We start from the raw sequence: 25029 nt of genomic DNA on the forward strand, positions 1-25029 counted from the left end.
GGCGTTCGACATGGCGGCATCCAGGGACGGGGACGCCGATGATAGCCGGCGGGCCGGACCTATGCCGCGCCCAGCAGTCCGGGCCGCCCTTCATGCGCGGCCTGGGCACGCTGCTGGATGAACTCGATCATCATCGCGATGGCGCGCGGATGGTGGCGGTTGGGCATATACAGCATGTACATGGCGCGGCCGAAGATGCTGAGTCGCCATTGCGGCAAGGCGGCGATCAAATCGCCGCGCGCGACGTCGTCGTGCACCACGTAGTCCGGCACCACGCCGATGCCCAGCCCGGCCAGCATGGCGTCGCGCAAAAAGGCGTAGTTGCGCGAGATGATGGTGGGTTCCAGCACCACGTGCTGGCGCGGCTGGCCGCCGTAGTACGCCGACAACCGCAACGGCCGGCCGATGACGGCGGCGCTGATGACGGGCAGCCGCGCCAGCTCGGCCGGCTTGTCCGGCAGGCCGCGTTCGCGCACGAAGGCGGGCGAAGCGCAGGCCACGTAACGCACCTGGCCCAGTTCGCGCGCCACCAGATTGTGCGGCGGCTCGGACATGATGCGCACGGCGATGTCGACCTCGTCGCGCAGCAGGTCGTCGACGCTGTTCTCGAACAGCACGTCCAGCACGATGTCGGGATAAGCGCGCTTGAATTCCAGCAGCCACGGCGTCATCACGAACTGGCCATAGCCGCTGGGCACGCTGAGCCGCACCTTGCCCTGCGGCGTCTTGCCCAGGGTCTCGACCGCTTCGCGCGCGGCGGCCAGCTCGTCCTGGATGCTGCGGCCATGCTGGTACAGCTTGAGGCCGATTTCGGTGGGCTCGACGTGGCGCGTGGTGCGCCGCAGCAGCTGCATGCCGACGGCGCGCTCCAGCTGGGTCAGGTGATAGCTGACGTTGGCCCGCGTCATCTTCAGGCGGCGCGCGGCTTCGCTCAGGTTGCCGGCGTCCAGGATCTCCACCAGCAGGGTCAGCGCTTTCGTGTCCATGTCGAGTCTCCAGGGACGGCCGGCATTCCTTCATTGCAACCCGGCGCCCCGCAGGCGATTGTCAATTTTTTTTATCGTCAATGTCAATTCTTGATGGCATTGTCAAGACTTCTTTGCTGGGAAAGAATAGACGGCTATAAGACGGGCCGTTCCTGGCCCGCCAGGCGCCGCGACTGCGCCGCGTCCGCCCCGGGACGCGCCGGCCTCGCCAGAGCCCCGCTCTGCGATGCCGCCGTGCCGGCCTGGCCGGCGCGGGCGGCGACCCTACCGGAGACACTGTCCCATGACAGCCAGCGCACCCGCCGGCGCCGTCCACGCGCGCCGCGACGGCGACGTACTCGTCGTCACCATCGATCATCCCCCCGTCAATGCCCTGAGCGCCGATGTGCGCGCCGGCCTGGCCCGCGCCATCGACCAGGCCCAGGGCGACCCGCAGGTGCGCGCCGTGCTGCTGACCGGCGCCGGCAACAACTTCATCGCCGGCGCCGACATCCGCGAATTCGGCAAGCCGCCGCGTCCGCCCGCCCTGCCCGACGTCTGCAACCAGATCGAAGCCTGCGCCAAGCCGGTGGTGGCCGCGCTGCATGGCGCCGCGCTGGGCGGCGGCCTGGAAGTGGCGCTGGCGGCGCATTACCGCGTGGCGCTGCCCGGCGCCAAGCTGGGCCTGCCCGAAGTGACGCTGGGCCTGCTGCCCGGCGCCGGCGGCACGCAGCGCACGCCGCGCCTGATCGGCGCCGCCGCGGCACTGGACCTGATGCTGTCGGGCAAGCCGATGACGGCGCAGGCCGCCGTCGCGGCCGGGCTGGCCGATGAACTGGCGGCCGGCACGGATCCGCTGGCCGCCGGCCTGGACTACGCCCGCCGCCTGCTGGCGCAAAATGCCGCGCCGCGCCGCAGCCGCGACGGCCAGGCGCTGGCGGACAAGGCCGCATGCGTGGCCGCGATCGATGCCGCCGGCCAGCGCATCGCCGCCAGCACGCGCGGCCTGTTCTCGCCCGCGAAAATCCTGGAGGCGGTGCGCGCCGCGGTCGAACAGCCTTTCGACGAGGGCCTGCGCACCGAGCGCGCGCTGTTCCTGCAATGCCTGGACAGCCCGCAGCGCGCCGGCCTGATCCACGCCTTTTTCGCCGAACGCGAGACCGCCAAGATCCCTGAATTGAAGCAGGCCAAGCCGCGCCGGCTCGACAGCGTCGGCGTGATCGGCGGCGGCACCATGGGCGCGGGCATCGCCGTGGCGGTGCTGGACGCTGGCCTGCCGGTGGTCATGGTGGAACAGGACGACGCCGCGCTGGCGCGCGGGCGCCAGCGGGTCGAACACGTCTACGACCTGCTGGTCGGCAAGGGCCGCATGACGGCCGACGAACGCGCCGCCCGACTGGCGCGCTTCACCGGCGCCACCGACTATGCCGCGCTGGGCGAGGCCGACCTGATCATCGAGGCCGTGTTCGAGGACATGGACGTCAAGCTGGCGGTGTTCGCGCAGCTTGACCGCGTCGCCAAGCCGGGCGCGGTGCTGGCCACCAACACCTCGTACCTGGACGTGGACCGCATCGCCCAGGCCACGCGCGGCCCCGCCGACGTGCTGGGGCTGCACTTCTTCTCGCCGGCCAACATCATGAAGCTGCTGGAGGTGGTGGTGGGCCGCCAGACCGCCGCCGACACCGTCGCCACCGGCTTCGAGCTGGCGCGCCGCCTGCGCAAGATCCCGGTGCGCGCCGGCGTCTGCGACGGCTTCATCGGCAACCGCATCCTGGCGGTGCACCGCCAGGCGGCCGACATGATGATGGAGGACGGCGCCTCGCCCTACGAGATCGACGCGGCGGTGCGCGACTTCGGCTATCCCATGGGTCCGTACCAGATGGTGGACCTGGCCGGCGGCGACATCGGCTGGGCCACGCGCAAGCGCCGCGCCGCCACCCGCGACCCGGCGCTGCGCTACGTGCAGATTCCCGACCGTCTGTGCGAGCGCGGCTGGTTCGGCCAGAAGACCGGCCGCGGCTTCTACCTGTATCCGGATGGCGCGCGCCACGGCACGCCCGACCCGGAAGTGCTGGCGATCATCGACGCCGAGCGCCAACGCGCGGGCGTGACGCCGCGCCCGTTCAGCGCCGAGGACATCCAGCGCCGCTACCTGGCGGCCATGATCAACGAGGCCGCCAACGTGCTGCACCAGGGCATCGCGCTGCGGCCCTCGGACATCGACATGGTTTTCCTGTCGGGCTATGGCTTTCCGCGTTATCGCGGCGGGCCGATGCATTACGCCGACCGCGTCGGGCTGGCCAACGTGCTGGCCGACATCCGCGCCTTTGCCAAGGAAGACCCCGCGTTCTGGAAGCCGTCGCCACTGCTGGTGGAACTGGCCGAATCCGGCCGCGATTTCGCCAGCCTGAACCAGGCCGCCTGACCCCATTCACCCAACGGAAACCGACATGCGAGAAGCCGTCATCGTCTCCACCGCCCGCACGCCCATCACCAAGGCGCAGCGCGGCGAATTCAACCTGATCGCCGGGCCGACCCTGGCCGCCCACGCGGTGCGCGCCGCGGTCGAGCGCAGCGGCATCGACCCCGCCCTGATCGAGGACGCCTTCATCGGCTGCGGCTACCCCGAAGGCGCCACCGGCCGCAACATCGGCCGCCAGGCGGTGATCCGCGCCGGCCTGCCGGTCGGCATCGGCGGCGCCACCGTCAACCGCTATTGCGCCTCGGGCCTGCAGGCCATCGCCTCGGCCGCGGCGCGCATCGTCATGGACGGCGCGCCCGCCGTCATCGCCGGCGGCGTCGAGCTGGTGTCGCAGATCCGCACTCGCGACGACGGCGTCAGCGGCATGGACCCGTGGATCGTGGCCAACAAGCCCGAGCTGTACCTGCCCATGATCGAGACCGCCGACATCGTCGCCGCGCGCTACGGCATCAGCCGCGAGGCGCAGGACCGCTTTGCCGCGCAGAGCCAGGCGCGCACCGAGGCGGCCCAGGCCGCCGGCCGCTATCGCGAGGAGATCATCGCCGTCACCACCACCATGGCCGTCACCGACCGCGCCACCGGCGCGGTGTCGGAACGCGAGGTCACGGTCGACAAGGACACCTGCAACCGGCCCGGCACCACCTACGAGGCGCTGGCCAAGCTGGCGCCGGTGCGCGGCCCGGACCAGTTCGTGACCGCCGGCAACGCCTCGCAGCTGTCCGACGGCGCCGCCGCCTGCGTACTGATGGAAGCGGCCGAGGCGCAGCGCGCCGGCATCCGCCCGCTGGGCGCGTTCCGCGGCCTGGCGATCGCCGGCTGCGAGCCCGACGAAATGGGCATCGGCCCGGTCTACGCGGTGCCCAAGCTGCTGGCGCGCCACGGCCTGAAGGTCGAGGACATCGACCTGTGGGAACTGAACGAAGCCTTCGCCTCGCAGGCGCTGTACTGCCAGGAACGCCTGGGCATCCCGATGGAGCGCCTGAACGTGAATGGCGGCTCGATCGCGCTGGGCCACCCGTTCGGCGTCACTGGCGCCCGCCTGGCTGGCCACGTGCTGCTGGAAGGCCGCCGCCGCGGCGCGCGCTACGCCGTCGTCACCATGTGCGTGGGCGGCGGCATGGGCGCGGCCGGCCTGTTCGAAATCTACTGAGGAATCGCCCGATGGATCTGGAATTCACCCCCGAAGAAAACGCCTTCCGCGACGAGGTCCGCGCCTTCCTGGCCGCCAACCTGCCGGCGCGGCTGTCGGCCAAGGTCACGCAGGGCAAGCTGCTGGCGCGTGCCGACATGGTCGAGTGGCACGCCATCCTCAACCGCCAGGGCTGGCTGGCCAGCCACTGGCCGGTGGAGTACGGCGGCACCGGCTGGAGCACTACGCAGAAGTACATCTTCGACAACGAGTGCGCGCTGGCCGGCGCGCCGCGCATCGTGCCGTTCGGCCTGAGCATGCTGGGCCCGGTGCTGATCAAGTACGGCAACGAGGCGCAGAAGCGCCACTGGCTGCCGCGCATCCTGGATGGTTCGGACTGGTGGTGCCAGGGCTATTCCGAGCCCGGCGCCGGCTCGGACCTGGCCTCGGTCAAGACCACCGCGGTGCGCGACGGCGACCACTACGTCGTCAACGGCCAGAAGACCTGGACCACGCTGGGCCAGTACGCCAACATGATCTTCTGCCTGGTGCGCACCTCGAACGAGGGCCGCCGCCAGGAAGGCATCAGCTTCCTGCTGATCGACATGGCCAGCCCGGGCGTGCAGGTGCGCCCCATCATCACGCTGGACGGCGAGCACGAAGTCAACGAAGTGTTCTTCTCGGACGTGCGGGTGCCGGTCGAGAACCTGGTGGGCGAGGAAAACCGCGGCTGGACCTGCGCCAAGTACCTGCTGACCTATGAGCGCACCAACATCGCGGGCGTCGGCCAGTCGACCGCGGCACTGGAACGCCTGAAGGCGGTGGCCGCCAGCCAGAAGAAGAACGGCCGCCCGCTGGCCGAGGATCCCGACTTCGCCGCGCGCCTGGCGCGGGTCGAAATCGAGCTGGCCAACATGCGCACCACCAACCTGCGCGTGGTGGCGGCGGTGGCCGGCGGCGGCGCGCCCGGCGCCGAAAGCTCGATGCTGAAGATCCGCGGCACCCAGATCCGCCAGGAGATCACCGCGCTGAACCGCCGCGCCATGGGGCCCTACGCCCGCCCGTTCGTGGCCGAGGCCCTGCACGACGGCTACGACGCCGCGCCCATCGGCCCGGAGGGCGCCGACAGCGCCGCGGCGCAATACTTCAACAACCGCAAGCTGTCGATCTTCGGCGGCTCCAACGAAATCCAGAAGAACATCATCTCCAAGATGATCCTGGGACTGTAAAGGCCGGCCATGAACTTTGAACACACCGAAGACCGGCGCATGCTGTCCGACATGCTGCGCCGCTTTGTCGCCGAACAATACGACTTCGCCACGCGCGAACGCCACGCCAGGATGGCGCAGGGCTACAACCCCGAGTTCTGGCGCCGGTATGCCGAACTGGGCGCCATCGGCGCGCTGTTCGCCGAGGAACACGGCGGGCTGGGCGGCGCGGGCTTCGACATCAGCGTGGTGTTCGAGGCGCTGGGCCGCGGCCTGGTGCTGGAACCCTTTTTGGACGCGCTGATGGTCGGCAGCGCCATCGCGCGCGCCGGCAGCCCGGCGCAACGCGAGGCGCTGGACGGCCTGATCGCGGGCGGCATCACCGCTGCGCTGGCCGCGGCCGAGCCCACCTCCGGCTATGCCCTGAACGACGTGCGCACCCGCGCCGAGCGCAGCGGCGACGGCTGGGTGCTGAACGGCGCCAAGGCGGTCGTGACGGGCGGCGAGCACGCCGACCTGTTCCTGGTGTCGGCGCGCACCGCCGGCGCCGACGACGACGAGTCCGGCATCAGCCTGTTCCTGGTCAGCGCCGGCACGCCGGGCGTGACGGCGCGCGGCTGCGACCTGATCGACGGCGGCCGCGCCGCGGAACTCGCGTTCGAGAACGTGGCGCTGGGCGCCGACAGCCTGCTGGGCGAGGCCGGCGCCGGCCATGCGCTGCTGGAACACGCCACCGGCCGCGGCATCCTGGCGCTGTGCGCCGAGGCCGTGGGCGCGATGGACTGCGCCCGCGACGCCACGCTGGAATACCTGCGCACCCGGCGCCAGTTCGGCGTGCCGATCGGCAGCTTCCAGGCGCTGCAGCACCGCATGGCCGACGTGTTGCTGGAGATCGAGCAGGCGCGCTCGGCGGTCATCAACGCCGCCGCCGCGCTCGACCATCCCGACCGCGCCACGCGCGAACGGGCGCTGTCGGCCGCCAAGTACACCATCGGCCGCATCGGCACGCTGGTGGCCGAAGAAAGCATCCAGCTGCACGGCGGCATCGGCATGACCTGGGAACTGCCCCTGGCGCACTACGCCAAGCGGCTGGTCATGATCGACCACCAGCTCGGCGACGAGGACCACCACCTGCGGCGCTACATCGCGCTGGGGCGGGCGTGAGCGGCGAGGACGGCATCATGACGCAGGCCCCCATAGCCTCCCCCACCGCCCCGCCCTTCGCCGCGCCATTCCCGGTGCGTTCCATCGACGACGTGCGCCGACTGGCGGCCCGGCCGCTGGCCGAGACGCTGACGGTGCAAAGCACCTACGAGATCTTCCGCAACTCGGCCGCCGCCTTCGGCGACCGCACCGCGCTGACCTTCCTGCGCAGCGCCGATCCCGACGAGCCGGCCATCAGCTGGCGCTACGACGAGCTGCTGGCCGGCATCCACCAGACCGCCAACCTGCTGCACAGCCTGGGGCTCGGCCCTTCGGACGCGGTCGGCGTGCTGCTGCCGGGCTGCCTCGAATACCACCTGGCGCTGTGGGGCGGCGAGGCGGCCGGCATCGTGCAGCCGCTCAATCCGCTGCTGACCGAGGACAAGCTGGCCTCGCTGCTGACCACCGCTGGCGCCAAGGTGCTGATCGCCTACGGCTCGGACACCGAATGCGAATCCTGGTCCAAGGCCCTGCGCCTGCGCGAGCGGGTGCCGACGCTGCGCACGCTGCTGCGCGTCGCGCCGCATGACGAGCCGCCGTCGCAACGCCCGGCGCTGCCCGGCTTCGCGCTCGACTTCAACAGCGCGCGCGCCGCCCAGCCCTCGGACCGGCTGGTCAGCGGCCGCGTGATCCGCGCCGACGACGTGGCCGCCTACTTCCATACCGGCGGCACCACCGGCGCGCCCAAGCTGGCCATCCATACCCACGCCAACCAGGTCTTCACGGCCTGGGCGGCGGTGCAGTTGCAGGGCGCCGGGCCCGGCGACGTGGTCATCAACGGCTATCCGCTGTTCCACGTGGCCGGCGTGCTGCCGGCCTCGCTGGCGGCGCTGTCGGCCGGCGTGCAGACCGTGATCCCGACCACGCAGCTGCTGCGCAACCGCGAGGTGCTGCGCAATTATTGGCGGCTGGTGGAGCGCCACCGCGCCACCTCGCTGCAGGGCGTGCCGACCATCCTGGCGGCGCTGGCCGAGATCCCGCTGGACGGCGCCGACATCTCGTCGCTGCGCTACTGCCGCACCGGCGCCGCGCCGTTGCCGGCGGAGCTGGCGGCGCGCTTCGAACGCCTGTTCGGCCTGCACGTGAACGAAAGCCTGGGCATGACGGAGATGGCCGGCATCACCTCGATCACGCCGCCCGGCTCGCGCTTTCCGGTCAACTGCGTGGGCTTTCCGCTGCCCTATGTGCAGGTGCGCGTGGTCGGCCTGGACGCGCCCGCCGGGCAGCCGGCGCGCGACCTGCCGCCCGGGCAGGCCGGCATGCTGCTGTTCAAGTCGCCCAACGTGATCCCCGGCTTTCTCGACCCCGAGGATACGGCCCGTGCCTTCACCGCGGACGGCTGGCTCATCAGCGGCGACGTCGGCTTCCTGGATGCCGAGGGCCGCCTGCATCTGCAAGGCCGCGCCAAGGATTTGATCATCCGCGGCGGCCACAACATCGATCCCAAGACCATCGAGGATGCGCTGGCCTCGCACCCGGCGGTGCGCATCTGCGCCGCGGTCGGCGCGCCCGATCCGTACGCGGGCGAACTGCCGATCGCCTTCGTGACCCTGGCCGACGATGCCGAGGTCTCCGAGGCCGAGCTGGTCGCGTATGCGGCTGCCCGCGTCGACGAAGCGCCGGCGCGGCCCAAGCGCGTGATCGTGCTCGAGCAGATGCCCATGACCAATGTCGGCAAGATCTACAAGCCCGATCTGCGGCGCCTGGCCACGGCGGTGTCCGCGCGCGCCGTGGTGGAGCGCGTGCTCGCACAGGCCGGCCTGCCGCCTGACAGTTCCCTGCTGCGCGTGCTGTCCGACGCGCAGCCCGACGTCGCCGTCGAGGTCGACGCCACCGCCCCCGCGCCGCTGAAGGAGCAGCTGCGCGAGGCGTTGCAACGATTGCCGGTCAAGGTCGCGCTACGCGACTGACCGGCGCCATTGCAAAGCAACACAGCCGTAAAGCAGTCCCGAAGCGACAAGACCACAAAACCATAATCACATTGGAGACAAGCCCCATGGCCCACCAACCCCTGCGCCGCGCCTGCCTGGGCGCCCTGCTGCTGGCGCTGGCCGGCGGCGCGCTGGCGCCCGCGGCGTCGGCGCAAAACGCCTTTCCCAACAAACCCATCACCCTTATCGTGCCGTTCCCGGCCGGGGGCTCCACCGATCGTCACATGCGCATCGTGGCGCAGGACGCATCCAAGTACCTGGGCCAGCCCGTCATCGTCGAGAACCGTCCGGGCGCCGGCGGCACCCTCGGCACCGCCACCATGTCGCGCACCGCCAAGCCCGACGGCTACACCGTCGCGCTGTACACGCTGGCCATGCTGCGCATGCCGTACATGCAGAAGACCTCGTGGGATCCGATCAACGATTTCACCTTCATCATTGGCCTGTCGGGCTACACGTTCGGCTTCACGGTGCGCGCCGACTCGCCCTACAAGACCTTCAACGAGTACATCGAAGCGGCGCGCAAGAACCCCGGCAGCGTCGACTACGGCTCGACCGGCGTGGGCTCGTCGCCGCACCTGCTGATCGAGGAAATCGCCATCAACGCCAAGGTCAAGCTGAACCACGTTCCCTACAAGGGCAACGCCGACATGCAGCAGGCGCTGCTCGGCGGCCACGTCATGGCGCAGAGCGACGCCACGGGCTGGGACCAGTTCGTGGACTCGGGCAAGATGCGGCTGCTGGTGACGTTCGGCGAAAAGCGCACCACCCGCTGGCCCGACGTGCCGACCGCGCAGGAGCTGGGCTACAAGGTCGTATCGACCTCGCCCTATGGCCTGGCCGGCCCCAAGGGCATGGACCCGGCGGTGGTCAAGACGCTGCACGACGCCTTCAAGAAGGCTTTGTTCGACCCGGCCAGCATGGAGGTCATGAAGCAGCTGAACCAGGAACCGGCCTACCGCGACAGCGCCGACTACAAGGCCTGGGCCCAGGCCACCTACGTCAAGGAAAAGGGCCTGATCGAATACCTGGGGCTGATGGCCAAGGATTGACGCCCCCTGCTTCGCCCCGGGCGGGCCGGACGCCTTGCGGCGACCGGCCCGCTTTTCATTGGAACGCCGGCTTGTAGGCGTACAGCCCCGGCGCGCTGCCCGTCATCACGAACAGCACGTCGCTGCCGGCTGCATGGCGGCCGGCGCGCACGTCGGCCAAGAGGCCGGCGAAGGCCTTGCCCGAATACACCGGGTCGAGCAGCAGCCCTTCGCTGCGCGCCAGCAGGCCGACGGCCTCGAGCATGGCGGGCGTGGGCACGCCGTAGGCCGGACCACGCTGGCTGCCGTCCACCAGGATGTCGTTGGGCGCCGGCGCGGCCGTCTCGCCCGTGGCGGCGCCGTGTTCGCCATCCGCCCGGCCCAGCAGCGCCAGGGTGGCGGCCGTCAGGTCGCGCGTCTTCGCCTGCGCGACCTCGGTGTCGGCCAGGGTGGTGAACGACTGCACGCGGGTTGCCGGCAGGCCCGCCGCGACCATGCCGGCGGCCAGGCCGGCGTGGGTGCCGGCGCTGCCATTGGCCACCACCACCTGCGCGAACGTCACGCCCAGGGCGCGCTCCTGCTCCAGGATCTCCTGCGCGCAGGCCGCATAGCCCAGCGCGCCGACCGGCGTGGAGCCGCCCAGCGGCGCCAGGTAGACGCGGCGTCCCGCCAGTTCCAGCGCGCGCACCCGTTCCAGGGCCGCCGCCATGGCGTCGGCGCCGACCGGCAAGGCGTGCACGGTGGCGCCGAGCAGCCGGTTGAGCAGCATGTTGCCGTTTTCTTCGTAATCGGCGTCGGCGCGCGGCACCACCCGCCCCAGCACCAGCTCGCAGGCCATGCCGGCGCGGGCCGCGGCCGCGGCGGTCAGGCGCGCATGGTTCGATTGCAGGCCGCCCACGGTCACCACCGTGTCGGCCCCCTGCCCGCGCGCCTCGCCCAGCAGGAACTCCAGCTTGCGCAGCTTGTTGCCGCCCCCGCCCAGCGCCATGTGGTCATCGCGCTTGGCGTACAGGCGCACGCCGTTGGCCGCCGCGCCCAGCGCCGCCTCCAGCCGGGCCAGGCGCTGGATCGGCGTCGGGCCATCGAGCAGGGCGTAACGGGGAAAGCGTTGCAGGGCGGACGACAAATCTATGGACATGGGCGGATTCCTGGATACGTTGAAAGCCGGCCGGCAGCCGGATGCCGCTGCCGGTCCGGGCGTGACACGGGGATGGCCAGCAGGATACGCCAGGTCCCCCGGGGGATTGATCACGCTTGGCGGCGCGATTGTGCGGAATCCGGCATGAATCGACCCAGACCGGCTCCACCGGGCGCGCAGAAGGCCGGTTCGCCAACAATTTTCGTATGCAATAAATGTTGCGTGCGCGGGTTTTTGATAGACTGGCTGCCCATACCGTCTTCCCGCTCCCGCGCTTCATGACCCAGGCAGTACCTCCCGACCCCAGCGCCGACGACATCGCCAAGGAAGTCGCCGCCGCCATCGTGGCGCACCGCCTGCCGCCCGGCACCCGCTTGCGCGAAGAGGCCCTGGCGCGCGTCTACAAGGTCAGCCGGACCAAGATCCGCGCCGCCCTGCTGATGCTGTCCAAGGACAAGCTGATCAACATCGTGCCCGACAAGGGCGCCTTCGTCAGCAAGCCCGACGCCAACGAGGCGCGCGAGGTCTACGCGGTGCGCCGCATCCTCGAAGCCGCGCTGGCGCGCGAGTTCGTCACCCGCGCCACGGCGGCCGACTACCGCCGCATCGACGCCCACCTGGCCGAGGAACGCGCGGCCGTGGAAAGCGGCGACGTGCAGGCGCGCAACCGCCTGCTGGGCGACTTCCACATCCTGCTGGCCGAGGCCGTCGGCAACTCGGTGCTGACCGGCATGCTGCGCGAGCTGTCGGCGCGCAGCGCCGTGATCACCGTGCTGTACCAGAGCTCGCACGACGCCAGTTGTTCCTCGCGCGAGCACCACGCCTTCATCGAAGCCGCTCGCGCCGGCGACGTCGACCGCGCCTGCGCGCTGATGGACGAGCACCTGGAACACGTGCAGACCGCGCTCGACTTCAGCGAGGGCGACCGCGCCGGCGGCGACCTGGTCGCGGCACTGTTGAGCTGACGCGGCGCCACGCGTGGCGGTTTGACCGCGCGCAACCCTTGATTACGCGCAAACGGCGTCCGTCTCCCGCCCGATACAGTGTTACGTAGCCGCCGCAAGTCGCGGCGGCCGCCGCACAAACACGGGAGACACCATGTACAAGCACATTCTCATTCCCACGGACGGCTCGCAATTGTCCTCGGAAGCCCTGGTCGAAAGCCTTGATCTGGCCAGGTCGCTGGGCGCCAAGGCCACCATCCTCACGGTCGAGGAACCCTTCCACGTCTTCGCCATGGGCGCGGCGCAGGTGGCCCACAGCCTGGGCGAGTACCAGGACCAGATCCGCGCCCAGGCCGAACGCCTCTTGAGCGCGGCCGCCACCCAGGCGCGCGAAGCCGGCGTGCCTTGCGAAACGCTGCGCGCCACCCACGAAGATCCGTACCAGGCCATCATCGACGCGGCCCGCGAGCGCCACTGCGACCTGATCGCCATGGCTTCGCACGGCCGCCGCGGCATGGCCGCCGTGGTGCTGGGCAGCCAGACGCAGAAGGTGCTGGCGCATTCCACCACGCCGGTGCTGGTGTACCGCAAGAAGGCCTGACGCGCCCGGACTCGGGCAGCCGCCGCGGTCGCCTTCCGGCAGCGGCCGGCGCCGGCCGCCCGGCCGCCTCGACCTGCTCAGGCCGCCGGATGCAGCAGTTGCTCCATGCGATCCTGGATCCAGCGCTCGGTGGCCGTCGGCGTCCGGCCTTGCAGCCAGAGCGTGCGCACCGACAACGGCGGCAGCGACAGGCCGACGCACGGCACGTTGGCCAGGTCCTCGCGGTAGCCCTCGTACTCGGCGATGTTCAGCGGCAGAATGGCCCAGCCCAAGCCATCCACGGCCATGGCAGCGATACTGTAGAAACTGTCTGAACGCCAGGCCGACGGACTCATCACCACATCCTCCACCCCCTCCATCCGCATCACCAGTTGACGATGGCGCGCCAGGTCGTTGCGCGTGACTTCGGGCAACGCGGCCAGCGGATGGTCGCGCGCCACGAAGATGCCCTGCCCCACGTCGCCCAGGTAGCGATGGGCGAAGGCCGCGCCCGGATCGCCGCGATCGTAATGGAATGCCACGCTGGCGCGCCCCTGCGAGACATAGTCCGCCACTTCGGTGGCCGTGCCGTTCAACTGGGTCAGCTCCAGCGCGGGAAAGCGCGCCGAGACCTCCTTCACCAACGCGCCCAGCACCCGATCGGGCAAGGCCTCGTCCAGCGCCAGGCTGAGGTGCGCGTCCTGCCCGGCCGCGAATGACAGCGCCCGCTGCTCCAGTCCCGCGGCCTGGCGCAACAGTTCGCGCGCCTCCTGCAACAGCACTTCACCGGCCCGCGTCAGCGTGGCATTGCGGCGCGAGCGGTCGAACAATTCCACCCCCAGGTCCGCTTCAAGCAATCCCAGCGAGGTGCTGACGGCCGATTGCGCCCGGCCCACCTGGCGCGCCGCCGCCGAAAACGAGCCGGCGTCCGCCGCCGCCACGAAATGCCGCAGTTGTTCCAGGGTCCAGTGCATGGTTGCCTCCAGTAGTGGCCAAGCAAGCCTTCAAAAGGCCGTCGCCCGCGCGGGGCGACGGAGCCGCCACCGATACATCTATTTTATAGATGGATTCCAACTTCTTATCCATTCTTCATAGATTGAAAATGTCCGGCGTTACAGGAGTAAATGCATGACGCAGCGCAATCCCTTCCCCGCTGTCGCCGCGCCCGCGCCGGGTCGCTGGCTGGTGCTGGCCATCGTTTCCAGCGCCCTGTTGCTGATCGTGGTCGACATGACCGTGCTGTACACCGCCCTGCCCCGGCTCACGCACGAGCTGGGCGTGACGGCCTCGTCCAAGCTCTGGATCGTCAACATCTACGCGCTGGTGGTGTCCGGCCTGCTGCTGGGCATGGGCACGCTGGGCGACCGACTGGGCCACAAGCGCCTGTTCATGATGGGCCTGGCCGTGTTCGGCGCGGCCTCGCTGGCGGCGGCCTATTCGCCCAACCCCGCGGCGCTGATCGCGGCGCGCGCGGTGCTGGCCGTGGGCGCGGCCATGATGATGCCGGCGACCCTGTCGATCCTGCGCCTGACCTTCGCCGACGAGCGCGAGCGCGCCATCGCCATCGGCGTCTGGGCCTCGGTGGCCTCGGGCGGCGCGGCGCTCGGACCGGTCATCGGCGGCATCCTGCTGGAGCACTTCTGGTGGGGCTCGGTGTTCCTGATCAACCTGCCGATCGTGCTGCTGGCCCTGCCGCTGGCGCGCCGCTACATCCCCGCCGGCCAGCCGGATCGCCAGCGCCCCTGGGACCTGATCGGTTCGCTGCAGGTGATGGTCGGCCTGATCCTGACCGCCTATGCGCTCAAGGAGCTGGGCCGCGCCCAGCCGTCGTGGCTGGACGCCGCGCTGGCCTGCGCCGGCGGCGCGGCCATGCTGTTCGTCTTCGCCCGGCGCCAACGCGCGCGGCCGCATCCGCTGATCGATTTCGCCATCTTCCGCAACCGCAGCTTCAGCTCGGCCGTGGCCGCGGCGCTGTTCGCGGCGGCGGCGCTGCTGGGCATGGAGCTGGTGTTCAGCCAGCGCCTGCAGCTGGTGCTGGGCATGTCGCCGATCGAGGCGGCGCTCTACATCCTGCCTTTGCCGCTGGCCGCGTTCATCGCCGGGCCGCTGGCCGGCTGGCTGCTGCCGAAGGTGGGCAGCGCGCGTCTGCTGTTCGTGGCGCTGCTGACGTCCGGCCTGGGCATGGGCGGCTACCTGTTCAGCTACGACGGCGCGCTGGCGGCGCAGATGGCCAGTCTGTGCGTGCTGGGCGTGGGCATCGGCGCCACCATGACGGCCGCGTCCAGCACCATCATGCAGAGCGCCACGCCGGAACGCGCCGGCATGGCCGCCTCGATCGAGGAAGTGTCGTATGAACTGGGCGGCGCGCTGGGCGTGACGCTGATGGGCTCGATCCTGTCGGGGGTGTACGCGCACACGCTGGACGTGCCGGCGGGCGTTTCCGCGGCCGTCGCCCGCGACAGCCTGGACGAGGCGCTGGCGCTGGCCGAGGGCCTGTCCGGCGAATTGGGCGCGTCGCTGGCGCGCCTGGCGCGCGGCGCCTTCGACGCGGGCTACGCGGCGGTCATCGCCACGGCCGCCCTGATGCTGCTGGGCACCGCGGCGCTGGTGCTGGCAAACCGGCTGCGTGGCGGCGCGGGCGAGGCCACGCCCCGTTGATCGGGCGCCGGCTTCGCGGCGCTGCGAAAAACCTGCCCCCTGTCGGCACAAAGGCGGCAAGCCCCGTAAACTTCCGGACATTCCCATTGAGATAGATCATCGTACCCAGGGTATGGCTTCGGATAGGCTTATGCGAAACGTGAAACACAAGTCCGCCCCCGACAAGGACAGCTATTTGTTCTCCGACCAGATTGGGCACCTGCTGCGGCGGGTGTACCAACGGCATACCGCCCTGTTCCAGCAGTACATCCCCGACTCGCAGCTGACCGCGGCGCAGTTCGTCGTGTTGTGCTCGGTACGCGACAACCAGGGCAGTTCGCTGGCGGATATCGTCAAGGCCACGGTCATCGACCAGGCCACGGTGCGCGGCGTCGTCGACCGGCTCAAGCAGCGCGAGCTGGTGCGGGTCGACCACGACCCGCACGACCGCCGCAAGGTGGTCATCAACCTGACCCCGGTGGGCCAGGAGCTGGTGCGCAAGATGGAACCCTTTGCCCTGCAGATCACCGAAAGCACCTACGGCACGCTCAATCCCGCCGAGCGCGTGGCGCTGGAATTCCTGCTGCGCAAGATGATCGAGGGCGACGCCGGGGAATGAGGCGTCCGGGCGTCCGGCGTCCGGGCTTCCGGCGTCCGCGCTTCCGGCGTGCGAGCGGCACGCGTCCTCCCGGATGCGCGCCGCCCTTCTGACGGATCAGTCCAGCGCGCGGTTGCGCGACTCGACGTCGACCGCCCGGATCGACAGCGCCGCGGCCAGCAGCATGGCCGCCAGCACCGCCAGCGCCAGCGTGAAGTGGGTGGCCATGATGGGTGCGATGATGGCCGGCGCGAACAGCCCGCCGAAACGCGCCACCGCGCCCGCCAGCCCCATGCCGCTGGCGCGCAGGTCGGTCGGATAGACCTCGGGCGTGAAGGCGTACAGCGCGCCCCAGGTACCCAGCAACGCGAAGCTCATGAGCAGCGTCGAGCCAACCACCAGGAAGCTGGAGGTGCCCAGGCTGTACAGCATGCACCCCACCGCGCTCAGGATCAGGAAGCCGACCAGCGTGGGCTTGCGGCCCCAGCGTTCCACCCCGTAGGCCGACAGCGCGAAGCCGGGCAATTGCACCAGCGCCAGCAGCACCAGGAATTCCTGGCCGCGCATGAAGGCGAAGCCCTGGCTGCTGAGCTTGATCGGCAGGTAGACGAACACGCCGTAGTAGGCGATGGAGATCAGCGCCCAGGCCAGGCACAGCGCGATGCTGCGGCGGCGCAGCGCGTTCGAGAACAGTGCCGACAGCGGCTTGCGCTCATGCAGTTCCGGCTTGAGCTCGGGGATGTCGGTCGGACGTCCGTTGACGCGGGCCACGCGTTCGAGCACCTTGCGCGCCTGTCCCGACTTGCCGTTGCGGTTCAGGTACATCGGCGACTCGGGGATGTAGAAGCGCAGTACCACGCCGATCAGCGCCGGCAGGCCGGTGACGAAGAAGATCACGCGCCAGGCATCATCGCCCCACGACAGCGCGGCCAGCGCCAGCAGCGCCAGGCAGATCGTGCCCAGGGCCCAGAACGATTCCAGCAACACCAGCCAGCGGCCGCGGCGCTCGCTGGGCAGGAACTCGGCCATCATGGTGTAGTCCACCGGCAGCGTGCCGCCGACACCGATGCCGGTGACGAAGCGCAGCAGCAACAACCACGCGAAGTCCGGCGCGAAGGCCGAGGCCACGCCGGCGCAGGCGTCGATGACCACCGCCATCATCAGCACCGGCCGGCGGCCGATGCGGTCGGCCAGCCGGCCGAAGGCGAAGGCGCCGATCAGCATGCCGACGAAGAACGCGGTGCCGGTCTGCAGGGCTTCGGGCACCGGGATGCCGAAGGTGCGGGCGATGGACGGCGCGCTGAAGCCGATCGACAGCACCTGCATCGCGTCGGCGAGCCAGACCAGGCCGAAGATCATGAACAGCCGGTACTGGAACTTGCCGACACCGGCGGTCTTGATGCCTTGTTCCACCGTGATGAATGAAGCTGACATATGCGTGATTCCCTTTGTTTGCCGCGCGCGGCCCGTGCCCGCCAAGGCGCCGGTGCCGCTGTCGGTATGTGGCCCGCCCCGCGGATGCGGGGGTACAGCAACGCCCCTCGGCGCCAGGCGGGTGCCGATGGAAAACCGATGCGCGCGATGTTGTGTCGCGAGGCGCGGCCGGACCCGCCATGGGCCGGTCCGCTGCCCCGTCTTCCCCTTACTGCTGCTGCGCGTGCTGGCGCAGCCTGCCTATGGTCGTCGTGTCAACTGGCCAAGCCTCTTCCTCCGGCGCGAATCGCGCGCGCAAATAGTCGATCAAATCGCCGATCTGCCTGTCGTCCAGGCTGTTGCCGAAACCCGGCATGTATCCCAGGGCGTCGTCGGCGGGAGCCTGGATGCCGTTGAGGATCACCTGGATCAGGTTGTCGGGCGATGCGGCATGCAGATTGGTGTTCTGGGCCAGCAAGGGCTTGGCGCCGAACAGGGTGGGACCGCTGCCGGGTTCGTGGCAGACGGCACAGGCATTCTGGTAGATACGTTCGCCGCTGGCGCGGCGCAGCGTGATCGCTTCGCTGGCGGCGGCGCTGGCCGTGGCGGCGCTGGCGGGCGCAGTGCTCGTGGCGGCGGCGGTCGGGCGCGGCGGCGCCTCGGCAGGCATCGCGCGGGCCCGCCCGGGCAACGCCGTCAGGTACGTGACGATGGCGCGCAAATCGCTGTCCGGCAACTCGGCCAGGCCATGGATCACCGGCGCCATGGGGCCCGCGGCCACGCCATGGCGCGGCGAATAGCCGGTGCGCAGGTACTGGTAGAGTTCCTCGCCAGACCAGGCGCGCTCGCCGCTGGCAAGCTGGTTCAGGGCCGGCGCGTTCCAGCCCTCGGCCTGCCCGCCGGCCAGGTAGTCGAGGCCGCCCTTCTGCGCGCCCAAGGCGTTGCGCGGCGAATGGCAGGCGGCGCAATGTCCCGCGCCTTCGACCAGGTACGCGCCGCGGTTCCACTGCGCATCCTGCGACGGATCCGGCGTGAAGGGCTTGGGATCATGGAACAGCAGGTTCCAGCCGGCCAGCAGCGGCCGCAGGTTGAACGGAAAACCCAGCTCGGTGCGCGGCGGCGTGGCGGCGACCGCCGGCTGCGACATGAGGTAGCCATACAAGGCCTGCATGTCCGCGTCGCTGAGCTTGGCATAGGCGGTGTACGGAAAAGCGGGATACAGCTGGCGGCCATCCTGGTGCACGCCCTGGCGCATGGCGCGTTCGAAGGCCGCGAAGGACCAGCGGCCGATGCCGGTCCGCGGATCGGGCGTGATGTTGGTGGAATAGATCGTGCCGAACGGCGTCTCCAGGGCCAGGCCGCCGGCGTTGCGGGCGCCGCCCGGCGCCGTGTGGCAGGCGACGCAATCGCCGGCCGCGGCCACCAGCCGGCCGCGCTCGATTGCCTGGGCCGAATACAAGGACGGGTCGGGACCGGCGGTCAGCGGCAGCGCCGGCTTGAGCGGCCACAGCGCGGTGGCCAGCGTGGCCACGCTGGCCGCGCCCGCCGCCAGCCAGCCCCAGCCTCGGCGCAGCGCGCCGCGCCGCGCCGCGCGCCGGTCCGCCAGGGCCAGGCGCAATTGGCCGGCATCGAACGGCGCCTGCCGCAGCCGCACCCCGGTGGCGTCCGCGATGGCGTTGGCGATGGCGGCGGCGGCCGGCAGCGTCGCCACGCCGTCCAGGTCGAGGCAGCCGGCGCGCACCACGTCGGGCGGCGTCGGCGCCGCCATGGCCAGCGCATCCGTCGCCCCGTTCGCGGCCGCCGGCGTGGCGGCGCGCCAATCGTCGAACGCCGCCGGCGCGCCGATCAGGCGGCGGGCCTCGGCCAGCCGTTCGGGTTGCTGGCGGGTGATGGCCAGGCGTGTCGTCGCGCCCTGCGCCGGCCGCAGGTCCTGGCTGTCATGGCCGGCGACTACCCGCGTCACCTCGATCGCGCCGGTGGCGGGCTGGATCGCCACCTCGGCAACCCAGGCGCTCCAGACCATGCGTTCCGAACCATCCTCGGCCTCGCAACGCACCTGGGCCGTGGCAAAGCCGCTGCCGCGCAGCAGGCCGTCGCGCGGCGCGGCGGCGTCATCCATGGCCGCCTGCTCGACCACCTGGCGCGCCAGCTCGCGGCCGCGCGCGTCGGCCAGGTGCCGCAGGCGCCAGTCAACCGGATCCTCGCCGGCGGCCAGCGCGCGTTCATGCCACAGGCTTTCGCCGGCGAAGACCTGAGCCGCGTTCAACTCGTCGACGCTGGCGTGCAGCAAGGCATGCGACGACGCTTGCGCCCGTACCGGGCCATCGCCCAGCACCGTGGCATGGCCACTGGCCGGCGCCGGCCCGGACCGCGCCAGCAGGCGCGCCAGGCTGGGCCGCATGGCCCAGGGCCGCGGCGAGCACAGGACCGGCCCCGCCGCCAGGTCCGCTGCGCGCAGGGCCAGCGTGGCCGGCAGCGGCGGGCGGCTGGCCACGCACACCGGCCGCGCCACCGCCTCGGACAGCAGCGCCGCTTCGGCGGCGGCATCCAGCAGATCGAGCGCATGCGCCGCGTGCGCGGCCGGGGCCGCGCCCTGCGGCCATGCCGCCACGGTCACCGCGCACTCGGGCCAGTCGAACAAGGCCGCCAGCTCGCGCCGTGCCAGGGCATGCAGCGCGGCCGCGTCCGGTGGCAGCCACAGCGTCAGGCGGCCTTCCAGGCACCAGGCCGCGACCCGCGCGCTGGCCGCAGCCGCGGCCGCGGCCGGCCGCCAGAGATATTCAGGTTCATCCGCCGGCGCCGTGCCGGCGCTTTCGGCCAGGCCTTCCTGCGCCGGCCGGCCCCCGCCACGCCACGCGGGCGCGAGACTGGCCAGGGCCTGCCGCGCGTGCAGCGGCGTCACCGCCACCACACCGGCGAAGTTGTCCCGCCGCACCACCGCCACCACGCCCGCCTGCGCCCGCGCCTCGTCCAGGCGCACGCTGTCGAGCGCGCTGCCGCGATAACGGGTGCCGTCCCAGGCGGCTTCGGGCGGGCGCAGCGCCAGCCCGTGCAACAGCTCGGAGGCCGGCGCGACGGCGAGCGGCGCGGCCTCGGGCAGCCACGCGCTCATGCGCCGGCCCCTTCCGGCCCGCATGGCCGCGCCGCTGCGCGCAATTGCACCGCGCGCAGCGCCGCCTGCATGATTTCAACGTGCGTGCCGCAGCGGCACAGGTTGTGATGCAGCTCGCTGCGCACGGCCCGCTCCGAGGGCGCGGGGTCGCGGCGCAGCAACGCCTCGACGGTCATGATCATGCCGTTCAGGCAATAGCCGCACTGGGCCGCCTGGCATTCGATGAAAGCGCGCTGGGTCGGCCCGGGCCGCTCGCGCGTGCCCAACCCTTCCAGCGTGGTGACTTCGCGTCCCTGCGCCGCCCGCACCGGGATCACACAGGAACGCGCCGCCACGCCGTCGATCAGCACGGTGCAGGCGCCGCACTCGCCCAGGCCGCAACCGTATTTCGGACCGTTCAGCGCCAGGTCGTTGCGCAGCACCAGCAACAGCGGGGTCGCCGGCGCCACCGCCACCCGCGCGGCGGCGCCGTTGACCTTCAGGTCGATCGGATCGGCGGCGGGCGCGGTGGCGGCGGTATGTTCCATGGTGTGCGTGGCGAAAGTCCGGTGAATGAAGCGCGGCGGGCGCGTCAGGCCGCCGCCTTGGCCTTCGGTTCGACCAGCGGCTCGCTGAACACGTCGTAACCGAAGCACCAGGTCGGATCCTCGTTGGTCCGCAGCCAGGTGTTGTCATGCGAAATGCGCTGCACCTTGCTGGCGCGCTCGGCGCGGTTGGCTTCGTACAGCGCGAAAGCCAGTTCGTGATTATGCGCCCCCACTTCCTTGAAGCAACGCACCAGCATCGCGCCGTCCTCGATGGCCATGGCCGCGCCCTGCGCCATGTGCGGTTTCATCGGGTGGCAGGCATCGCCGAGCAGCACCAGGCGGCCGCGGCTCCACAGCGGCAGCGGGTCGCGCTCCAGCAAGGACCACTTGGTGACCTCGACGGTGGCGTCGATCAGCGCCTGCACCGTCGGATGCCAGCCCTGGAACGCCTCGCGCATTTCGTCCTTGCTGCTGGGCAGCCAGCGGTCGTTCAGGTCCCATTGCTCGACCGGCACGCCGGTCACGTAGTAGAGCTCGTCGGCCTTGCTGGTGACGAAGTACGTCATCATGTGGCGGTCATCGGTCCACCACTTCACGCAGGCGTCGAACGGCAGCATGCCGGCCTTGACCTCGGGCGTGGGGAACACCGCGCGGTGGGCCAGGTAGCCGGCGTACTTGGGAGGCTCGGGCCCCAGCAGTTCCTCGCGGATGCAGGAATTGACGCCGTCGGCGCCGATCACGATGTCGGCATGCTCGACGCTGCCGTCGGCAAAGCGCATCTCGACGTCGTTGCCGCGGTCGGTGACGCCGACCAGGTGCTTGGAATACGCCATCACGCGCTCGGGCAGCGCCTCGATCAGCAGGGCGTGGAAGTCGCCGCGGTGCACCGTCAGGTACGACGCGCCGTAGGTTTTGACGGCATAGTCGCCCAACGGAATCCGCGCGAGCACGTCGCCGGTCAGGCCGTGGCGGCTGTACCAGTAGTCGGGGTGCGACCCTTGGGCGTTGAGCGCGTCCTCGATGCCGATGCGGCGCAGGATCTTCATGACGTTGGGGCCGACGTGGATACCGGCGCCCAGCCGCGAAAAACTCGGCGCCTGTTCGTACACGCGCACGTCGAAGCCTTCCTGCAGCAGGAGCGAGGCGGTGGCGGCGCCACCGAGGCCGGCGCCGATCACGGCGATGCGGGGGGATTTAGACAAGAGGCTCTCCTACTTTTCTATGCATACACTCTATTTTTTCCAGATGGAAAACCGCACCATCGTGGATCCGAAACTGTTCGCCTGCGTCCAAAACAGTGCATTTTTATGCACATATAGGTAAAAACCACTATGAACATCGGCTTTGCGATTCACCTCGCTGTTTGCAAGAATAGAGCGTCTACACTGTTTTTTTAATTTATCGAAAACCCTAAGATGGATCCGCGCTTCACGTCATCACGCTCGATCCGCCCGCTGCGCGGGGCAAGCGATGGCCGCCGGATCCCGTCCTGGCATCGACCCACCCGGAGCACGGCATGAGCCAACCATCCAGCACCTTCCTGTACGGCGCCAACGTCCACGCCAACGGCATCCGCCAGCACTACCTGCGCTACGGCGGCGCGGACGGCGCGCGCGCCGAACGCGACGCGCTCATCCTGATCCCCGGCATCACCAGCCCGGCGGTCACCTGGGGCTTCGTGGCCGAGCGCCTGGGCCAGCGCTACGACACCTACGTGCTGGACGTGCGCGGCCGCGGCCTGTCCAGCGCCGACCCCGGCCTGGACTACAGCCTGGACGCGCAGGCCGCCGACGTGCTGGCGCTGGCGCAGGCGCTGGGCCTGCAGCGCTACGCCCTGATGGGCCATTCCATGGGCGGCCGCATCGCGGTGCGCGCGGCCCGCGGCCAGCCGGCCGGCCTGACGCGGCTGGTCATCGTCGACCCGCCCGTCTCCGGCCCGGGCCGCCGCCCCTACCCCGCCAAGCTGGCCTGGTACGTCGACTCGATCCGCCAGGCCACGCACGGCATGGACGCCGAGGCCATGCGCGCCTTCTGCCCCACCTGGACCGAGGAACAGCGGCGCCTGCGCGCGCAATGGCTGCACACCTGCCACGAACCCGCCATCGTGCGCAGCTTCGAGGACTTCGGCCGCGACGACATCCATGCCGACCTGCCGCATGTGCGCGTGCCGCAGTTGCTGATGACCGCCGAGAACGGCGGCGTGGTCGGCGACGAGGACGTGGCCGAATGGCAGGGCCTGGCGCCCGACACCCTGCACCGGCGCGTGCCCGCCGCCGGCCACATGATCCCCTGGGACAACGAGGCCGGCTTCCACGAGGCGCTGGGCGACTTCCTCGAACCGCGCGGCTGAATCCCCTTTTCCCCCTTACCGGACAGGAGTCCGCCATGCCCGTCAGCGACATCGACCTGATCCGCGCCTGGAAACAGGTGCTCACGCTTTCCCGCCTCGAAGCCGGCCAGACCGTGACCGTGCTCACCGGCGCCGACACCCATCCGCAGACGCTGCGCTGCGCCATCGCCGCCGCCGGCGACATGGGCGCGCGGGTCAACCGCCTCGACCTGCCGCCGGTCAACGGCGAAAAATCCCTCAGCCGCGACTCGCTGGCCTACCTGGGCACCACGCCGCTGACCGGCAACCCCGCCGCCATCGCCGCGCTCAAGGCCAGCGACCTGGTGCTGGACCTGATGACGCTGCTGTTCTCGCCCGAGCAGCACGAGATCCTGCTGGGCGGCACCAAGATCCTGCTGGCGGTCGAGCCGCCCGAGATTCTCTGCCGCCTGGTGCCCACCGAGGCCGACCGCGCCCGCGTGCGCGCGGCCGCCGCGCAAATCGCCGAGGCGCGCCAGATGCGCATCACCTCCCGGGCCGGCACCGACCTGCAATGCCGCCTGGGCAGCTTCCCGGCGATTTCCGAATACGGTTTCGTCGACGAGCCAGGGCGCTGGGACCACTGGCCCAGCGGCTTCGTGCTGACCTGGCCCGACGAGGGCCACAGCAACGGCCAGGTGGTGCTGGACCGCGGCGACATCCTGCTGCCGATGAAGGACTACGTCACCGACCCGATCACCCTCACCGTGGAACGCGGCTACGTCACCCGCATCCAGGGCGGCCTGCAGGCCGAGGTGCTGCGCGACTACATGGCGTCGTACGAAGACCCGGAAGCGTACGCCGTCTCGCACATCGGCTGGGGCCTGCAGCCGCGCGCCCACTGGTCGATGCTGGGCCACTACGGCAAGGAGACCCACATCGGCATGGACGCCCGCGCCTTCGAGGGCAACTTCCTCTGGTCCATGGGACCGAACAACGAGGCCGGCGGTCAACGCACCACCGCCTGCCATATCGACATCCCGATGCGCCGCTGCACGGTGATGCTGGACGAACGCGCCGTCGTCATCGACGGCGTGGTGCAGGACGAACCCGGGCTGGCCTACGCCGCCCGCCGCAAGGAGCTGGCATGACCCACACCGTTCCCGCCGGGGATATCTCGGCCTACGCCCGCCAGGGCTTCGGCACGCCGCTGCCGTTGAAGGCGCCGTTCGGCCTGCTGATCATCGACTTCGTCAACGGCTTTGCCGACCCCGCCGTGTTCGGCGGCGGCAACATCCCGCCGGCCATCGAGCGCACCCGGACGTTGCTGGCGCATGCGCGCGAACAAGGGTGGCCGGTGGCCCACAGCCGCATCGTGTTCTCCGACGACGATGCCGACAGCAACATCTTCTGCCTCAAGGTGCCGGGCATGCTGACCCTGAAGGAAGACAGCCACAACAGCACCATCGTGCCGCAGCTGGCCCCCGCGCCCGGCGAATACGTGGTGCGCAAGAGCACGCCGTCGGCGTTCTACGGCACCATGCTGGCGCCGTGGCTGGCGCAACGCGGCGTGCAGACGCTGGTGGTGGCCGGCTGCGTCACCAGCGGCTGCGTGCGCGCCAGCGTGGTCGACGCCATGCAGGCTGGCTTGCGGCCACTGGTGGTGTCCGACTGTTGCGGCGACCGCGCGCTGGGGCCGCACGAGGCCAACCTGTTCGACATGGCGCAGAAGTACGCCGCCGTCATGCCGCTGGAGCAGGCGCTGGCCGACATCGCCGCGCTGCCCGGCGCGGCGCGATAGCGGCATAATCAGCCAATCCGCC

The 25029-nt window shown here is 70.6% G+C and carries 20 protein-coding genes; 13 read left to right on the forward strand and 7 right to left on the reverse strand.

What is annotated here, in order from left to right; genetic code table 11:
* Positions 1-59: 59 nt before the first annotated feature.
* Entirely contained in the window at positions 60-986 is a 927-nt protein-coding gene (locus tag AT699_RS16290; protein WP_024069136.1) for a LysR family transcriptional regulator, read from the reverse strand.
* A 283-nt stretch (positions 987-1269) separates the two neighbouring features.
* Here AT699_RS16290 and AT699_RS16295 point away from each other — a divergent pair, with 283 nt between their 5' ends.
* The 6 genes from AT699_RS16295 (at position 1270) to AT699_RS16320 (ending at position 9970) form a co-directional block, all read left to right on the forward strand.
* Positions 1270-3390 (forward strand): 3-hydroxyacyl-CoA dehydrogenase NAD-binding domain-containing protein, encoded by a 2121-nt coding sequence (locus AT699_RS16295; protein ID WP_024069138.1) that lies wholly within the window; start codon positions 1270-1272, stop codon positions 3388-3390.
* A gap of 25 nt (positions 3391-3415) precedes the next feature.
* Positions 3416-4597 (forward strand): acetyl-CoA C-acyltransferase, encoded by a 1182-nt coding sequence (locus AT699_RS16300; RefSeq protein WP_006385147.1) that lies wholly within the window; start codon positions 3416-3418, stop codon positions 4595-4597.
* Between the two features lie 11 nt (positions 4598-4608).
* On the forward strand, positions 4609-5805 hold the full coding sequence (locus AT699_RS16305) for an acyl-CoA dehydrogenase family protein (protein WP_006385144.1): 1197 nt from the start codon (positions 4609-4611) through the stop codon (positions 5803-5805).
* A gap of 9 nt (positions 5806-5814) precedes the next feature.
* A complete protein-coding gene (locus AT699_RS16310) occupies positions 5815-6948 on the forward strand; it encodes an acyl-CoA dehydrogenase family protein (protein WP_024069139.1) in 1134 nt (377 codons plus the stop codon).
* A gap of 17 nt (positions 6949-6965) precedes the next feature.
* Entirely contained in the window at positions 6966-8897 is a 1932-nt protein-coding gene (locus AT699_RS16315) for an acyl-CoA synthetase (RefSeq protein WP_049050971.1), read from the forward strand.
* 86 nt (positions 8898-8983) lie between these two features.
* Positions 8984-9970 (forward strand): tripartite tricarboxylate transporter substrate binding protein, encoded by a 987-nt coding sequence (locus AT699_RS16320; protein ID WP_006385083.1) that lies wholly within the window; start codon positions 8984-8986, stop codon positions 9968-9970.
* A gap of 55 nt (positions 9971-10025) precedes the next feature.
* Here the strand turns inward: AT699_RS16320 and AT699_RS16325 are convergent, their stop codons facing one another.
* Entirely contained in the window at positions 10026-11087 is a 1062-nt protein-coding gene (locus tag AT699_RS16325) for a D-cysteine desulfhydrase family protein (protein WP_024069141.1), read from the reverse strand.
* A 278-nt stretch (positions 11088-11365) separates the two neighbouring features.
* Between AT699_RS16325 and AT699_RS16330 the strand changes: the two genes are divergently transcribed.
* Both AT699_RS16330 and AT699_RS16335 read left to right on the forward strand, forming a co-directional pair.
* Entirely contained in the window at positions 11366-12052 is a 687-nt protein-coding gene (locus AT699_RS16330; protein WP_035181720.1) for a GntR family transcriptional regulator, read from the forward strand.
* A gap of 133 nt (positions 12053-12185) precedes the next feature.
* Positions 12186-12632, forward strand: a complete 447-nt coding sequence (locus AT699_RS16335; protein WP_024069142.1) for a universal stress protein — start codon at positions 12186-12188, stop codon at positions 12630-12632.
* A 77-nt stretch (positions 12633-12709) separates the two neighbouring features.
* Here AT699_RS16335 and AT699_RS16340 read toward each other — a convergent pair whose 3' ends face one another.
* Entirely contained in the window at positions 12710-13585 is an 876-nt protein-coding gene (locus tag AT699_RS16340; protein WP_006385087.1) for a LysR family transcriptional regulator, read from the reverse strand.
* Positions 13586-13739: 154 nt separating this feature from the next.
* Here AT699_RS16340 and AT699_RS16345 point away from each other — a divergent pair, with 154 nt between their 5' ends.
* Positions 13740-15269, forward strand: coding sequence for an MFS transporter (locus AT699_RS16345; protein WP_024069143.1), 1530 nt, complete (start codon positions 13740-13742; stop codon positions 15267-15269).
* A gap of 130 nt (positions 15270-15399) precedes the next feature.
* Positions 15400-15867, forward strand: coding sequence for a MarR family winged helix-turn-helix transcriptional regulator (locus AT699_RS16350; RefSeq protein WP_006385089.1), 468 nt, complete (start codon positions 15400-15402; stop codon positions 15865-15867).
* 96 nt (positions 15868-15963) lie between these two features.
* On the opposite strand, the gene AT699_RS16355 is transcribed toward AT699_RS16350, so the two are convergent.
* The 4 genes from AT699_RS16355 to AT699_RS16370 form a co-directional block, all read right to left on the reverse strand.
* Positions 15964-17280, reverse strand: coding sequence for an MFS transporter (locus AT699_RS16355; RefSeq protein WP_006385090.1), 1317 nt, complete (start codon positions 17278-17280; stop codon positions 15964-15966).
* A gap of 208 nt (positions 17281-17488) precedes the next feature.
* The gene (locus AT699_RS16360; protein WP_058207338.1) at positions 17489-20371 is read right to left on the reverse strand and encodes a cytochrome c; all 2883 of its coding nucleotides are present in this window, start codon (positions 20369-20371) and stop codon (positions 17489-17491) included.
* The gene (locus AT699_RS16365; protein ID WP_024069144.1) at positions 20368-20898 is read right to left on the reverse strand and encodes a (2Fe-2S)-binding protein; all 531 of its coding nucleotides are present in this window, start codon (positions 20896-20898) and stop codon (positions 20368-20370) included. Before AT699_RS16365 ends, AT699_RS16360 begins: the two co-directional genes overlap by 4 nt.
* Positions 20899-20942: 44 nt before the next feature.
* On the reverse strand, positions 20943-22100 hold the full coding sequence (locus tag AT699_RS16370; protein WP_006385094.1) for an FAD-dependent monooxygenase: 1158 nt from the start codon (positions 22098-22100) through the stop codon (positions 20943-20945).
* Between the two features lie 314 nt (positions 22101-22414).
* Here AT699_RS16370 and AT699_RS16375 point away from each other — a divergent pair, with 314 nt between their 5' ends.
* From AT699_RS16375 to AT699_RS16385, 3 genes are read left to right on the forward strand one after another with little or no spacing between them, the layout of a single operon-like run.
* On the forward strand, positions 22415-23248 hold the full coding sequence (locus tag AT699_RS16375; protein WP_024069145.1) for an alpha/beta fold hydrolase: 834 nt from the start codon (positions 22415-22417) through the stop codon (positions 23246-23248).
* 35 nt (positions 23249-23283) lie between these two features.
* Complete coding sequence (locus tag AT699_RS16380; protein WP_024069146.1) at positions 23284-24357, forward strand: M29 family metallopeptidase; 1074 nt, start codon at positions 23284-23286, stop codon at positions 24355-24357.
* The gene (locus tag AT699_RS16385; protein WP_024069147.1) at positions 24354-25007 is read left to right on the forward strand and encodes an isochorismatase family protein; all 654 of its coding nucleotides are present in this window, start codon (positions 24354-24356) and stop codon (positions 25005-25007) included. The genes AT699_RS16380 and AT699_RS16385 overlap by 4 nt, the downstream gene beginning before the upstream one ends.
* Positions 25008-25029 lie beyond the last annotated feature (22 nt).

The organism is Achromobacter xylosoxidans, from assembly GCF_001457475.1.
In the GTDB taxonomy this organism is placed as follows: domain Bacteria; phylum Pseudomonadota; class Gammaproteobacteria; order Burkholderiales; family Burkholderiaceae_B; genus Achromobacter; species Achromobacter xylosoxidans.